At 70.7% G+C, this 13,101-nt stretch carries 12 protein-coding genes; 7 read left to right on the top strand and 5 right to left on the bottom strand.

From position 1 onward, the window contains the following. Positions 1 to 16: 16 nt before the first annotated feature. Entirely contained in the window at positions 17 to 787 is a 771-nt protein-coding gene (locus AB0J78_RS19340) for a DUF4389 domain-containing protein (protein WP_363790812.1), read from the bottom strand. 146 nt (positions 788 to 933) lie between these two features. On the opposite strand from AB0J78_RS19340, the gene AB0J78_RS19335 reads away from it, so the two are divergent. After that, complete coding sequence (locus AB0J78_RS19335) at positions 934 to 1,227, top strand: hypothetical protein (RefSeq protein ID WP_363790810.1); 294 nt, start codon at positions 934 to 936, stop codon at positions 1,225 to 1,227. A gap of 68 nt (positions 1,228 to 1,295) precedes the next feature. Next, the gene (msrB, locus tag AB0J78_RS19330) at positions 1,296 to 1,712 is read left to right on the top strand and encodes a peptide-methionine (R)-S-oxide reductase MsrB (RefSeq protein ID WP_363790808.1); all 417 of its coding nucleotides are present in this window, start codon (positions 1,296 to 1,298) and stop codon (positions 1,710 to 1,712) included. Between the two features lie 57 nt (positions 1,713 to 1,769). Here msrB and hemQ read toward each other — a convergent pair whose 3' ends face one another. Genes hemQ through hemE form a run of 3 tightly spaced genes read right to left on the bottom strand, consistent with a single transcriptional unit; the run spans position 1,770 to position 5,000 of the window. Then, positions 1,770 to 2,465: a hydrogen peroxide-dependent heme synthase gene (gene hemQ, locus AB0J78_RS19325; RefSeq protein WP_132620211.1), complete on the bottom strand. Its 696-nt coding sequence runs from the start codon at positions 2,463 to 2,465 to the stop codon at positions 1,770 to 1,772. 19 nt (positions 2,466 to 2,484) lie between these two features. Further along, a complete protein-coding gene (gene hemG / locus AB0J78_RS19320; RefSeq protein ID WP_363790806.1) occupies positions 2,485 to 3,915 on the bottom strand; it encodes a protoporphyrinogen oxidase in 1,431 nt (476 codons plus the stop codon). Then, a complete protein-coding gene (gene hemE, locus AB0J78_RS19315; protein WP_363790804.1) occupies positions 3,915 to 5,000 on the bottom strand; it encodes a uroporphyrinogen decarboxylase in 1,086 nt (361 codons plus the stop codon). Before hemE ends, hemG begins: the two co-directional genes overlap by 1 nt. A gap of 192 nt (positions 5,001 to 5,192) precedes the next feature. On the opposite strand from hemE, the gene AB0J78_RS19310 reads away from it, so the two are divergent. The 5 genes from AB0J78_RS19310 (at position 5,193) to AB0J78_RS19290 (ending at position 11,905) form a co-directional block, all read left to right on the top strand. After that, positions 5,193 to 5,792: a DUF3000 domain-containing protein gene (locus tag AB0J78_RS19310; protein WP_363790802.1), complete on the top strand. Its 600-nt coding sequence runs from the start codon at positions 5,193 to 5,195 to the stop codon at positions 5,790 to 5,792. Positions 5,793 to 6,226: 434 nt separating this feature from the next. Further along, positions 6,227 to 6,943 (top strand): response regulator transcription factor, encoded by a 717-nt coding sequence (locus AB0J78_RS19305; protein ID WP_093264979.1) that lies wholly within the window; start codon positions 6,227 to 6,229, stop codon positions 6,941 to 6,943. A gap of 99 nt (positions 6,944 to 7,042) precedes the next feature. Then, positions 7,043 to 8,296 (top strand): ribonuclease D, encoded by a 1,254-nt coding sequence (locus tag AB0J78_RS19300; protein ID WP_363790799.1) that lies wholly within the window; start codon positions 7,043 to 7,045, stop codon positions 8,294 to 8,296. Between the two features lie 274 nt (positions 8,297 to 8,570). Next, complete coding sequence (locus tag AB0J78_RS19295) at positions 8,571 to 9,812, top strand: thiolase family protein (RefSeq protein ID WP_363790797.1); 1,242 nt, start codon at positions 8,571 to 8,573, stop codon at positions 9,810 to 9,812. After that, positions 9,809 to 11,905 carry a 3-hydroxyacyl-CoA dehydrogenase NAD-binding domain-containing protein gene (locus AB0J78_RS19290; protein WP_363790795.1) on the top strand — a complete coding sequence of 699 codons (2,097 nt, stop codon included), beginning with the start codon at positions 9,809 to 9,811 and terminating at the stop codon, positions 11,903 to 11,905. Before AB0J78_RS19295 ends, AB0J78_RS19290 begins: the two co-directional genes overlap by 4 nt. A gap of 61 nt (positions 11,906 to 11,966) precedes the next feature. Here the strand turns inward: AB0J78_RS19290 and AB0J78_RS19285 are convergent, their stop codons facing one another. Next, positions 11,967 to 13,100: a HAMP domain-containing sensor histidine kinase gene (locus AB0J78_RS19285; protein WP_363790793.1), complete on the bottom strand. Its 1,134-nt coding sequence runs from the start codon at positions 13,098 to 13,100 to the stop codon at positions 11,967 to 11,969. Position 13,101: the final 1 nt, after the last annotated feature.

Here is a 13,101-nt window from a genome sequence, read left to right as displayed (position 1 = left end):
CGGGGTTCCGGGTCGATCATCCGAGGTAGGCGTACTGGTACTCGTGCGGGGACGGCTGGGTGGACGACACCGCGCCGTTGCCCACCATCGCGAGCACGCCGAGCACGATGAACACGATCAGCAGGATCCGCCCGCCGCGCGACATCACCAGCGGCCGCGTGCCGGCCGGGACCCTGGCCGCCTCTCCCTCCTCGCGGGCGTCGCCGAACAGCCGCTTCGGGTAGGCGCCGGTGAGCAGGTGGACGTAGGCGTTGGTGCGCATCGAGTAGCGCAGGGCGGCCACCGAGGCGTCGAAGACCGGGCGCGGGTTGCGGCCCATGACCAGGATGATCAGCCACAGGAAGAACGCCAGGACCCCGTAACCCCACGAGGTCACCGCGGCCACGATCGCCGCCGGGATCAGCAGGATGAACCGGAACAGCACCGCCCAGCGGTTGAGCCTGCCCGGCCGGATCTCGACGTCGACCGGGAACTGCGGATCGCCCACGACGAACGGCGGGTAGCGGTCGACCAGCAGCCACGCTGAGGCTCCGACCCGCGTGGAGTAGGAGATGTAGAGGGTGAGGAACCCGGAGATCCAGTCGGGGAGCCTGCCCAGGACCAGCGCGGCGAACCAGCCGATGAACACCACCACCGCCGCGGCGACGCTCAGCGCCCACAGCACGATGAAGTGCGGGATGAGAAGCAACATCCGCAGCAGCACGGTCCAGCGGCGGTGCCGCTCAGGTGGTGTGATCAGCAGCTCCGGCAGGAATCGACCCTCTTCGACTGCGGCTGACTCGCTCAACGCCACCCTCCCATGATCCAAGATGAATTCCTCACAGCTTAGGTGTTCCACGGCGGCGACGAGCGCGATTGCCCTGGTCGGCCCGCCACTCCATCCGGTGAACTCGGCGATTCCGCTCCCCGCGGATGAGGGGATACGGTGTGCCGATGCAGCGCCGTGAATCCGAGGAGCCGGCCCGCTTCGGCGACCTGGACGACCTCGATCAGGACGATCCCGAGGTCCGCGCGTTCGCCGAGCACCGCGCGCGGATGGACCGGCCGAACTCCGAGGCCACGGTCGAAGGCATGCTGCGCGGGGTGGACGAGTTCGCCCAGAGCGCCAACCGCACCGGGGGCCACCGCAGGCTGGTGGCGGTGGCCGTCGTCGTGCTGATCCTGTTCGGCGTGCTGTTCACGGTCTGGAACGCGGTGGCCTACATGCTCGGGACGTTCTTCGGCTGATCGTGGCCTGGACCTCGATCAGCCAGGGCGACTTAGCAATCGATCTTCGATCGCATTAGCGTGGAAGCATGGATCCGGTTGCAGGCACGCCCAAGGTCACCAAGAGCGAGCAGGAGTGGCGGGAGCAGCTCACCCCGAACGAGTTCGCGGTGCTGCGCCAGTCCGCCACCGAGCCCGCCTGGGTGGGCGAGTACGTCGACACCAAGACCACCGGCGTCTACGAGTGCCGGGGCTGCGGAGCGGAGCTGTTCCGCAGCGAGACCAAGTTCGAGTCGCACTGCGGCTGGCCGTCGTTCTACGACCCGAGCGACTCCGACGCGGTGATCATCCGCGAGGACCGCAGCATGGGCATGGTCCGCACGGAGGTCCTCTGCGCCTCCTGCCACGGTCACCTCGGCCACGTCTTCACCGGCGAGGGCTACGCGACGCCGACCGACCAGCGCTACTGCATCAACTCGATCGCCGTCCGCCTGGTCGAGAGCTGACCCGCGACAGCAGAAGGCCCAGCACTCCCGGAGTGCTGGGCCTTCGCGCTCGATGCGTCAGGGAAGCCGGGTGACCAGGTCGGTGACCTCGACGCGGTGCCCGGTGTAGAACGGGATCTCCTCGCGGACGTGCAGGCGGGCCTCCGTGCCGCGCAGGTGGCGCATCAGGTCGACGATGCGGTGCAGCTCGTCGGCCTCGAAGGCGAGCATCCACTCGTAGTCGCCCAGCGCGAAGGACGCGACGGTGTTGGCGCGCACGTCCGGGTAATCGCGGGCTTCCTTGCCGTGGTCGGCGAGCATCTTGCGGCGCTCGTCGTCAGGAAGCAGGTACCACTCGTAGGACCGCACGAAGGGGTACACGCAGATGTACTTCTTCGGGTCCTCACCGGCCATGAACGCCGGGATGTGGCTCTTGTTGAACTCCGCGGGACGGTGCAGCGCCACGTTGCTCCACACCGGCTCGGAGGACTGGCCGAGCGGGGTTTCGCGGCGGAACCCGGTGTAGGCGGCCTGCACGGCCTCGATCTCCTCCGCGTGCCACCAGATCATGAAGTCCGCGTCGGCACGCAGGCCGGACACGTCGTAGACACCGCGCACCACGACACCGGATTCCGCCAGCGAGTCCAGGTACTCCTGGGTCACCTGCGCGGCCTTGGCCCGGTCCTCGGGCAGGGTTCCCTGCTCGATCCGGAAGACCGACCACATGGTGTAGCGGATGGTGTCGTTGAGCTCGTCGTAATTCAGCCGCGCCATGCCTTCATCGTCCCACTGCTCAGCGTCCGGGCCGCACCAGGTCCCGCGTGATGCTGGTCGCTGCCGCCTCACCGGTCGCCACGCACGCGGGCACACCGACCCCGTGCAGCGCGGCTCCCGCGATCGCCAGACCCGGAACCTCGGCCACCTCGCGTTCCACGTCGGCGACCAGGTCCAGGTGACCGACGCCGTACTGCGGCAGTCCGCCGCCCCAGCGCAGCACCGCCGAATCCACCGGTTCGGCGGTGATCCCGGTCAGCTCGGCCAGGTCCGCGCGGACGCGCCGCAGCAGTTCCTCGTCGTCCAGGCGGAGGTCCTCGGTCTCGCCGAAGCGGCCGACCGAACCGCGCAGCAGCACCTCTCCCCCGGAACCGCGCAGGTGCGCCCACTTGTTGCTGGAGAAGGTGAACGCCTTGGCGGTGAACGGGGTTCCACCGGAGTGCCGTTCACCGCGCGCGATCAGCGCGCCGGAAGCCGGGGTGCCGTCGTGCTCGGGCAACTGAGTGCCGGGCGGCAGCGCCAGACCGACCACGACCATCGACGCCAGTTCGACCTCGGCGAGCTTCGCGGCGGCAGCGGGGACGGGGCCCTGCAAGAGCTTCCGAGCGGCGGGCGCGGGGACCGCGAGCACCACGGCGTCGACGTGGAGGTGCTCCGGCGCGGGTGCCGAGCCGATCTCCAGCCGCCAGCCGTCGCCGGTGCGGACCAGCGCGCGGACGGGAAGACCGAGCCGCACCTCGACGTCGGCGGCGATCAGCAGCCGGTCGAGCAGCTCCCGGTAGCCGTTCCGGAAGGCTCCGAAAACGGGTTGCGGCGCACCGGGTTTCGGCGTCGGCAGCGCGGCGCGGGCGGCTGCGGTGATCCAGCCCGCGCCCTCGTCGAGGGCCTTGGCCAGGGCGGGAACCGTCGCGCGCAGGCCCAGCCGGTTGGCGTCCCCGGCGTAGACGCCGCCGAGCAGCGGCTCCACCAGCCGGTCGACGACCTCGTCGCCGACGCGGGCGCGCAGCAGGTCGCCCACCGAGATGTCCGCGCCGCCCAGTTCGATCGGCGGCATGTCGGCTTCGGCGCGCACGGCGGCGATCCCGGCGTCGGAGAGCACTCCGGCGACGGAATCGGCTTCGGCGGGAACGCCCATCACGGTGCCACCGGGCAGCCGCTGGGTCCGTTCTCCGGCCCGAACCGTCGCGGCCGCACCAGCCGGGTGCACGACCTCCGTGCGAACGCCCAGCTCCTCGGCCAGGTTCAGCACCTCGGGCCGGCGGGCCAGGAACGCCTCGGCACCCAGGTCGTACGGGCAGCCGGCGAGTTCGACGGTGCGCAGCTTGCCGCCGAGCCGAGAGGTCTGCTCCACCAGCACGATCTCGGTTCCGGCGCCCAGCTCGCGGCGGAGCCGGTGGGCGGCGGCCAGTCCCGCGACGCCACCCCCGACGACCGCGACGCGGCCGGTCATCAGCGCTGCGCGGTCGCGGTGTGCACCAGCTCGACGACCCGGGTCAGGACCTCCGGATCGGTGGTCGGCAGCACGCCGTGGCCGAGGTTGAAGATGTGTCCGCCCGCTTCGCGGCCCTCCTCGAGGATGCGGTGCACCTCGCGCTCGACTGCGTCCCAGCCGGCGAACAGCACGGCCGGGTCGAGGTTGCCCTGCACGACCGGCTTGGCCGCACCCGGCTCAGCGGCGCCCAGCCGGGCGACGGCGGTGTCGAGCGGAACGCGCCAGTCCACGCCGACCACGTCGGGTCCGGCGTTGCGCATCGCGCCCAGCAGCTCACCCGTTCCGACCCCGAAGTGGATCCGCGGCACGTCGGAGATCTCGGCAACGCCCTCGAAGATGCGGCGGCTGTGCGGCAGCACGAACTCGCGGTAGTCGCGCAGCGAGAGCGCGCCCGCCCACGAGTCGAACAGCTGGATGGCGTCGACCCCCGCGTTCAGCTGCACCCGCAGGAACTCCAGCGTGGTGTCGGCGAGCTTCTCCAGCAGCGCGTGCCAGGTCGTGGGGTCGGAGTGCATCAGCGCCTTGGTGCGCTCGTGGTTGCGGCTCGGGCCGCCCTCGACGAGGTAGGAGGCGAGCGTGAACGGCGCACCGGCGAAACCGATCAGCGGCGTGCTCCCGAGCTGCTTCACCAGCAGGCCCACGGCCTCGGCGACCGGCGCGACCTGCTCGGCGTCCAGCGACGGCAGCGCTGCGACGTCGGACGGCCCGCTGATCGGATTGCTCACCACCGGGCCGGTTCCGGCCACGATGTCCAGTCCGACGCCCGCGGCGTAGAGCGGGAGGACGATGTCGCTGAACAAGATCGCGGCGTCCACCCCGTGCCGCCGGACCGGCTGCATGGTGATCTCGCTGACCAGCTCCGGGGTCAGGCACGCCTGCAGCATCGGGGTGCCTTCGCGCACCTGGCGGTACTCGGGCAACGAACGCCCGGCCTGCCGCATGAACCAGACCGGCGTGTGCTGGGGCTTTCCACCACGTGCGGCCACGAGCAGAGGTGCGTCGGCGAGGTCCCGGCGAGTGGAGACCGGAGCGAAGTTCGTCATCGAAGGGTGTCCGTACGTCGAATCGTCGGATCCCGGTGCGGTCTGCGGGCGAGAAGGAACGGATCTGCCACGACGGACTGCCGGGCTGGCTCCGGCAATCTTCGCACGACGCCCGCGCCCCCGGTCCAAGCGCCCGCTCCTCCACGGCGTGCCTCCACCCACGCGCCGGGGTCGGCCCTTACAGTCGTCGGCGTGACGGAGATGTCGGCGGCGCCCGAAGTTTTCCGGCAGGCGGTTGCCGCGTTGACGTCGCCTCAGCCGCGTGCGGAGATCGAGCTCAGCGAAGTCGGTCCACCCAAGCGCTTGGCCCCCTGGGCCCACGCGCTGGCCGCGGAGGCGAACGGACCGGCCGGTGAGCTGGCGACCGCGCGTTTCGTGCTCCTCTACGACCCGGAGGGCCAGGAGGCCTGGGACGGGGTGCTGCGGCTGGTGGTCTACCTGCGCGCCGAGCTCGATCCCGAAGTGGCCGATGACCCGCTGCTGCCCGCGGTCGGCTGGTCGTGGCTGACCGACGCCCTGGAGGACGCGGGCGGTTCGTTCACCGCGCTGGGCGGCACGGTGACGCTGACGTCCTCGGCGCGGTTCGGCGACATCGCCGGGCCCTCGCGCAGTCACGATCTGGAGTTGCGCGGGTCGTGGACGCCGAAACCCTCGGTGTTCGGCTCCGAGGAAGTCGATCTCGCACCGCATGCGGATGCATTCCTCGAACTCATGGCAAGTGCGGCCGGGCTTCCGCCGGAAGGCGTTGCGCTACTCGGCAGGCGACCGAACGGCGCAATGCGTCAGGACTGATCGGGGTCCCCCGATCATCGGCTGCGTGGGTTCGGCCCAGCGCGTAGCGTTGAGGCGGGACTTCACCCCCGCAGACCCCTCGAATGCGACACGCCGAAGCGCGACACGCCGGTGTCCGATTTTCATTCGCGAAGTTCGTTCAACGTCGTTGAAGTGCTTGCCGAGGCAAGATTTTCACCATACGCATTCGAAATATGTCGCATGGCCACGCTCCGACGTTACGGTCGTCGCTCTGAGTCACCCAAAAGAGCGACAAAACTATGCGCTCGTCACAACTCGATCGGGATAGATACCCGATTGATCGTCCCGCTGACCCGCTTGGGCGGTTACGCTCACCCCGACGACACCACTTTCGGTCGATCAGTGGCGCGGCTGATTGGTCGAGAGTCCCGGTGCCGGTCGGGGGGCACGACCGACTCCAGGGAGGTAGTGACGTGGCTGCCGTCGGCTTAGGTCAGGCCGCTCGAACCACGCCTGCCGGCGCTTTGCCGGCCAACATGGTCCCGCACCCGCGGGAAGAGCTGTTCACGGTGCTCGTGGTGGATGACCATCCGCTGCTCCGAGAGGCGATCGCCGCTCGGCTGCTGCAGATGGGCGCCGGCACGGTGCACGAGGCCGCATCCATGGCCGAAGCCAGGGCTCGCGCTCTGGCGACCGGTCCGTGCGACCTCGCAATCCTCGATCTCGGTCTCCCAGACGGGACCGGCATCGAACTGGTTACCGAACTCCGGAGCCAGGGCTGGCCGCGGATCGTGGTGCTCGCTTCGTCCGATGACCCCTATGCGGTCCGGGCCGCCTTCCAAGCAGGTGCGCAGGCGTACCTGTTGAAGTCGGCCTCGCCCATGGTGGTCACCGACGGCGTGCGCCGCGTGCTCGACGGCGGTGTGTACGCCGATCCCAGCGTGGCTCCGGTGCTCGCCGCCGGAACCCGCGTGCCGGGAACGGACAACACACCTCGCGAGCTGTCCGGGCGTGAGGTCGAAGTTCTCCAGTTGGTGGCCGATGGCCGCTCCAACAAGGAGATCGGCGAGGCCCTGAACCTTTCCGCGCTCACGGTGAAGTCTCACCTGTCGCGGATCGGGCGCAAGTTGGGCACTGGCGACCGGGCGCAGATGGTCGCACTGGCCATGCGCGCCGGCGTGATCCGGTGACGGATCGCTGAGAGAGCACCAGCGCCGGGTGGGCCGGACCGACGACGTCGGGTGGACCAGCCACACGAGACGGGCCAAAGCACGTAAGGTCTGTTAGCCGTGGAAGCTGCAAGCCCCGAGACCGTCGGATCCGGCCGCCCGGAGCCGGTGTTGTTGACCGAACCCGTCGACGGCGTGCCGCCGGTGGTGGAAACCCCGGCCGCGCTCGACGCGGCCGCAGAAGCGCTGGCCGCAGGCACCGGGCCGGTCGCGGTCGACACCGAGCGCGCCTCGGGTTACCGCTACTCGCAGCGCGCCTACCTGGTGCAGTTGCGTCGCGAGGGATCGGGCACCGTGCTGGTGGACCCGATCGCTCTCAAGGGCGCGCTCGACCCCTTGGTTCCGGCTCTGGCCGACACCGAATGGGTGTTGCACGCCGCATCCCAGGACCTCCCGTGCCTGGCCGAACTCGATCTGCACCCCTCCAGGCTCTTCGACACCGAACTGGCCGGCCGGCTCGCCGGGTTCGACCGGGTGTCGCTGGGCGCGCTGGTGGAGCGCATGCTCGGCTACCGGCTGGAGAAGGGCCACAGCGCCGCCGACTGGTCGAGACGGCCGCTGCCCGAGGACTGGCTGGTCTACGCCGCGCTGGACGTGGAGCTGCTGGTCGCGCTGCGCGACGAGATGCACGCCGAACTCGAGCGCCAGGACAAGCTGGACTGGGCCTTCGAGGAGTTCGAGGCGGTCCGCAACGCCGAGCCCGCTCCCCCGCGCGCCGAACCGTGGCGCCGGACCTCGGGAATCCACAAGGTGCGCAGTCCCCGGCAGCTGGCCGCGGTCCGAGCGCTGTGGCAGGCCAGGGACGAGTTCGCCCGCGAGCGCGACATCGCGCCGGGCCGGGTGCTTCCGGACTCCTCGATCGTGCTGGCCGCGCAGGCCAACCCGAAGTCCGAGGGCGATCTGGTGGCCATGCCGGTCTTCGGCGGTCGCCAGCAGCGCAGGCGCGCCTCGATGTGGTTGCAGGCGCTGCGCGCCGCGCGCGGGCTCACCAACGAGGAGCTGCCCGCCGCGTCCACTCCGAACGAGGGCCCGCCACCGACCAACCGCTGGTCGGACCGCGACCCCGCCGCTGCCGCACGGCTCACCGCGGCCCGCGCGGCGCTGAACGAGATCGCCGAGGAGCACTCGCTCCCCGTGGAGAACCTGCTGCTGCCCGACCTCGTCCGGCGCACCTGCTGGACCCCGCCGGAGGACTGCGACGTCCCGGCGGTCACCGAGCTGCTGCGCGCCAAGGGCGCCCGCGAGTGGCAGATCACCCTCACCGCGGAAGCCCTCTCCAAGGCGCTGCACGCGACTCCGCCCGAGGACTCCTGAGGTGGTGGGCGGTTCTGGTCCGAACCGTCCATGATCCGTTTCGCCCGGTCGGTTCGGACCAGAACCGCCATCTGCTCCGCCGAGCACGGGGCCGATTCCTCGGGAAGGATTCGGCTGCCGGGTCCCGGGCTGGTCAGCATGTGAGACAACCGACAGGGGCGGGCACGTGGTTACCGGTGGGTAATAAGCGCTAGAGTGCGGTTACCGGTCGGTAAGGCGCCGCCCTCGCGGACTCCGGCCGAGCACCATCCACCAAGCCAGTGAGGAGCACGCCGTGGCCGCACCTGCGTCGGCACCCGCCGACAGCCGCAGCCGCCCAGCGGTTCGGGACGTGGTCTTCGTCGACGGCGTACGCACGCCGTTCGGCAAGGCCGGTTCGAAGGGCCAGTACGCCCAGACGCGCGCGGACGACATGGTCGTCAAGGTCATCCGGGAACTGCTGCGCCGCCACCCCGAACTCCCGGCGGAGCGCATCGACGAGGTCGCCATCGCCGCGACCACCCAGATCGGTGACCAGGGCCTGACCATCGGCCGCACGGCGGCGCTGCTGGCCGGGCTGCCCAAGTCCGTGCCGGGCTTCGCCATCGACCGCATGTGCGCCGGTGCCATGACCGCCGTGACCACCGTGTCCAGCGGCATCGCCTTCGGCGCCTACGACGTCGTGATCGCAGGCGGCGTCGAGCACATGGGCAACCACCCGATGGGTGAAGGCGCCGACCCCAACCCGCGCTTCGTGTCCGACAAGATCGTCGACCCGTCCGCGCTGGTCATGGGCTCCACCGCCGAGAACCTGCACGACCGCTACCCGTCGCTGACCAAGGAGCGCACCGACGCGTACGCCGCCCTGAGCCAGCAGCGCTACGAAGAGGCCCAGAAGGCGGGCAAGATCAGCCCCGACCTGGTCCCGGTCTCCACCCGCTCCGACGAGGGCTGGGGCCTGGCGACCACCGACGAGCCGCCGCGCCCGGGCACCACGGTCGAGACCCTCGCCGACCTCAAGACCCCGTTCCGCCCGCACGGCCGGGTCACCCCGGGCAACGCCGCCGGTCTCAACGACGGCGCCACCGGTGCCCTGCTCGCCGACGCCGAGACCGCTGAGGAACTGGGTCTGCCGGTCGGCATGCGACTGGTGGGCTACTCCTTCGCCGGTGTCGAGCCCGAGGTCATGGGCGTCGGTCCGGTCCCGGCCACCGAGAAGGCGCTCAAGCGCGCCGGGCTGACCATCGACGACATCGGTCTGTTCGAGATCAACGAGGCCTTCGCCGTGCAGGTGCTGGCCTTCCTGGAGCACTTCGGCATCGCCGACGACGACCCGCGGGTCAACCCGTGGGGCGGCGCGATCGCCTGCGGCCACCCGCTGGCCTCCTCCGGCGTGCGGCTGATGACCCAGCTGTCCCGCCACTTCGCAGAGCACCCCGAGGTCCGCTACGGCATCACCACCATGTGCATCGGCATCGGCATGGGCGGAACGGTCATCTGGGAGAACCCGAACTACAACGCAGGAGGCGAGCAGTGACTGACTTCGCGGCGCTGTTCCCCGACGAGGTCGTGACCAAGGCGTTCACCCGCCTCGTCGACGTTCCCGGTCTGACCGGCAAGCTCGCGCTCATCACCATCGACAACGGCCACGACCACACGAAGCCGTCGACCTTCGGCCCGGGTGGTCTGAGCAGCCTGAACGCCGCTCTGGACGAGGCGTTCGCCGCCGAGCCGGCCGCGATCGCGGTCACCGGCAAGCCGTTCGTGTTCGCCGTCGGCGCGGACCTCTCGGGCGTCGGCCAGGTGTCGCAGCGCGAGCACGCGCACGCCATCGCGCAGACCGGCCACGACGTGTTCCGCCGGCTCACCGAGTCGAAGATCCCGACGTTCGCCTTCGTCAACGGCGCCGCCCTCGGCGGTGGCCTGGAGCTGGCGCTGTCCTGCCACTACCGGACCGTCGCCTCCAACGCGGGCGCGATCGCGTTCCCGGAGTGCTACCTGGGCCTGTTCCCGGGCTGGGGCGGCACGCAGCTGCTGCCGAACCTCATCGGCCCGGACGCGGCCGTGACGGTGATCATCGAGAACGCGCTGAGCCAGAACAAGATGCTCAACCCGAAGAAGGGCCTGCAGCTGGGCATCTTCGACGAGCTGCTGGAAGGTGCGGACTTCCTCGAGGAGTCGCTGCGCTGGCTGGTCCGCGTGGTCAACGGTGACAAGACCGTCGAGCGCCCGGAGATCGACCGCGGCAAGGGCTGGGACGACGCCGTGGCGCGCGCCAAGGGCATCGTCGAGGCCCGCACCAAGGGCGCTTCGCCCGCGGTGACCAAGACGGTCGAGCTCATCGAGCTGGCCCGCAACAACGACATCGACGCCGGCTACGCCGCCGAGACCGAGGCGCTGACCGACGCGCTGATGTCCGACGAGCTGCGCGCCGGGCTGTACTCGTTCGACCTGGCCCAGAAGCGCGCCAAGCGCCCGGCCGGTGCGCCGGACAAGGGCCTGGCCCGACCGGTGAACAAGGTCGGCGTGGTGGGTGCCGGGCTGATGGCCGGTCAGCTGGCGCTGCTGTTCGTGCGCCGCCTGCAGGTGCCGGTGGTCATCACCGACATCGACCAGGAGCGCATCGACAAGGGCGTGGCCTACATCCACGGCGAGATCGACAAGCTCGCGGGCAAGGGCCGCCTGTCGCCGGACGCCACCAACCGGCTCAAGGCGCTGGTGACCGGTGAGCTGGACAAGAAGGCCTTCGCCGACGCGGACTTCGTGATCGAGGCCGTCTTCGAGGAGATGACGGTCAAGCAGAAGGTCTTCGCCGAGCTGGAGGAGCACGTCTCCCCCGAGGCGATCCTGGCGACCAACACCTCGTCGCTGTCGATCACCGAGATGGCGTCGAAGCTGAAGAACCCGGAGCGGGTCGTCGGCTTCCACTTCTTCAACCCGGTTGCTGTGCTGCCGCTGCTGGAGATCGTGCGCGGCGAGAAGACCGACGACGCTTCGCTGGCCACGGCCTTCGCGGTCGGCAAGAAGCTCAAGAAGTCGTCGGTGCTGGTCTCCGACGCCCCGGCGTTCGTGGTCAACCGGCTGCTGACCCGCTTCATGGGCGAGATCATCGCCGCCGTCGACGAGGGCACGCCCTTCGAGGTGGCCGACAACGCCCTCGAAGAGCTCGGTCTGCCGATGAGCCCGATGGTGCTGCTGCAGCTGGTCGGCCCGGCCGTCGCCCAGCACGTCAACGGCACCATGAACGCGGCGTTCCCGGACCGGTTCGGCATCAGCGAGAACCTGCAGCGGTTCGTCGACGAGGGCAAGACCGCGGTGTGGACGTTCGACGAGTCCGGCAAGACCGTCGTCGACCCCGAGGTCGCCGAGCTGTGGAAGTCGGGTGACAAGCCCTCCACCAGCGAGGAGGTCCGCGACCGCGCGCTCAACGCGCTGGCCGAGGAGATCCGGATCATGCTGGACGAGGGCGTCGTCGCCGAGGCCCAGGACATCGACCTGTGCATGCTCCTCGGCGCGGGCTGGCCGTTCTGGCTGGGCGGCATCACGCCGTTCCTGGACCGCTCCGGCGTGTCCGAGAAGGTCAACGGCAAGCGGTTCCTCGCCCCGGGCGTGGCGTCCCTGCCCGCCTGACTCGAGCAACCCGAACCGGGGGTCGGAGCACGCGCTCCGACCCCCGGTTCTCGTTCACGACTCAGGGCGCGGCGGGGAGTTGGATGGTGATCGCGAGGCCGCCCGCGGGCAGGGCGGTGGCGTGGATCTTGCCGTGGTGGGCCGTGGTGGCCGCTTGGACGATCGACAGGCCCAGTCCGGTGCCGTTGCGGGCGGTGCGCTGGACACCGGCGCGGCGGAACGGTTCGAAGAGGGCGTTCACCGACTCCGGTGCGATCGCCGGACCTGAGGACGCCACCCGCAGCGTCGTCCACCGCGGGTCGGCGCCGGTGCTGACCTCCAGCCAGCCGCCCTCGACGTTGTGCCGGACCGCGTTCTCCAGCAGGTTTCCCGCCACCCGCTCCAGCAGCGCCGGATCTCCGACCGCGAACGCCGGTTCGGTGCAACGCTTCACCCGCAACCCGCACCTGCGGACCTCGGGTTCGACCGCGCGCAGGGCCCGGCCGACGACGTCGGTGAGGTCGACCGGTTCGCGGACCGCCAGCTCCACCCCCTCGGTGCGGGCCAGCAGCAGGAGCGCCTCCACCAGGCGTTCGGCGCGGGCCGTGGCCTCGCGGACGACGTCGGCCATCCGGCGCAGCTCGGCCTCGTCGGCGTGGGGGTCCGACAGGGTCACGTCGAGCTCGGTGCGCACCACCGACAGCGGGGTGCGCAGCTCGTGGCTGGCGTTGGCGACGAAGCGGCGCTGGGCGTCGAAGGCGGCCTGCAGGCGGTCCAGCATGGCGTCGAAGGTGTCGGCGAGCCTGGCCACCTCGTCGCGGGGACCGCTGAGCGCGATCCGCTCGTCCAGCGACTCCGCCGACAGCCGCTGCGCGGTCTCGGTGACCTCCTGCAGCGGACGCAGCATCCGGCCGGTGACCAGCCAGGCCAGCAGCGCCGCGGCGACCACTACCGCGACGAACGCCGGACCGCCGATCAGCAGGACCTGGTCGCGGGCCGAATCGCGCAGCGCGGCACCGAGCAGCTCAGCGGGCACGTCCACTCCCCCGACCCGCACCGGCGTGCCCGCCGGCAGCCGGGGCACCGCGGCGACGACGTTGCCGACCAGCACCCAGCCCAGCCAGAGCAGCACCGCGCTGACCAGCGCGACCAGCGACGTCGCCAGCAGCGTCAGCCGGAGCCGCAGTCCCGGTCCGCGCCGGGTGAGGGCGCCCACG

Origin of the sequence: Saccharopolyspora sp. NPDC049426, from assembly GCF_040676935.1 — a bacterium.
Lineage (GTDB): Bacteria > Actinomycetota > Actinomycetes > Mycobacteriales > Pseudonocardiaceae > Saccharopolyspora.
Note: the sequence above shows the minus strand (reverse complement) of the source record. Positions and strands in the feature narration are given on the sequence as shown.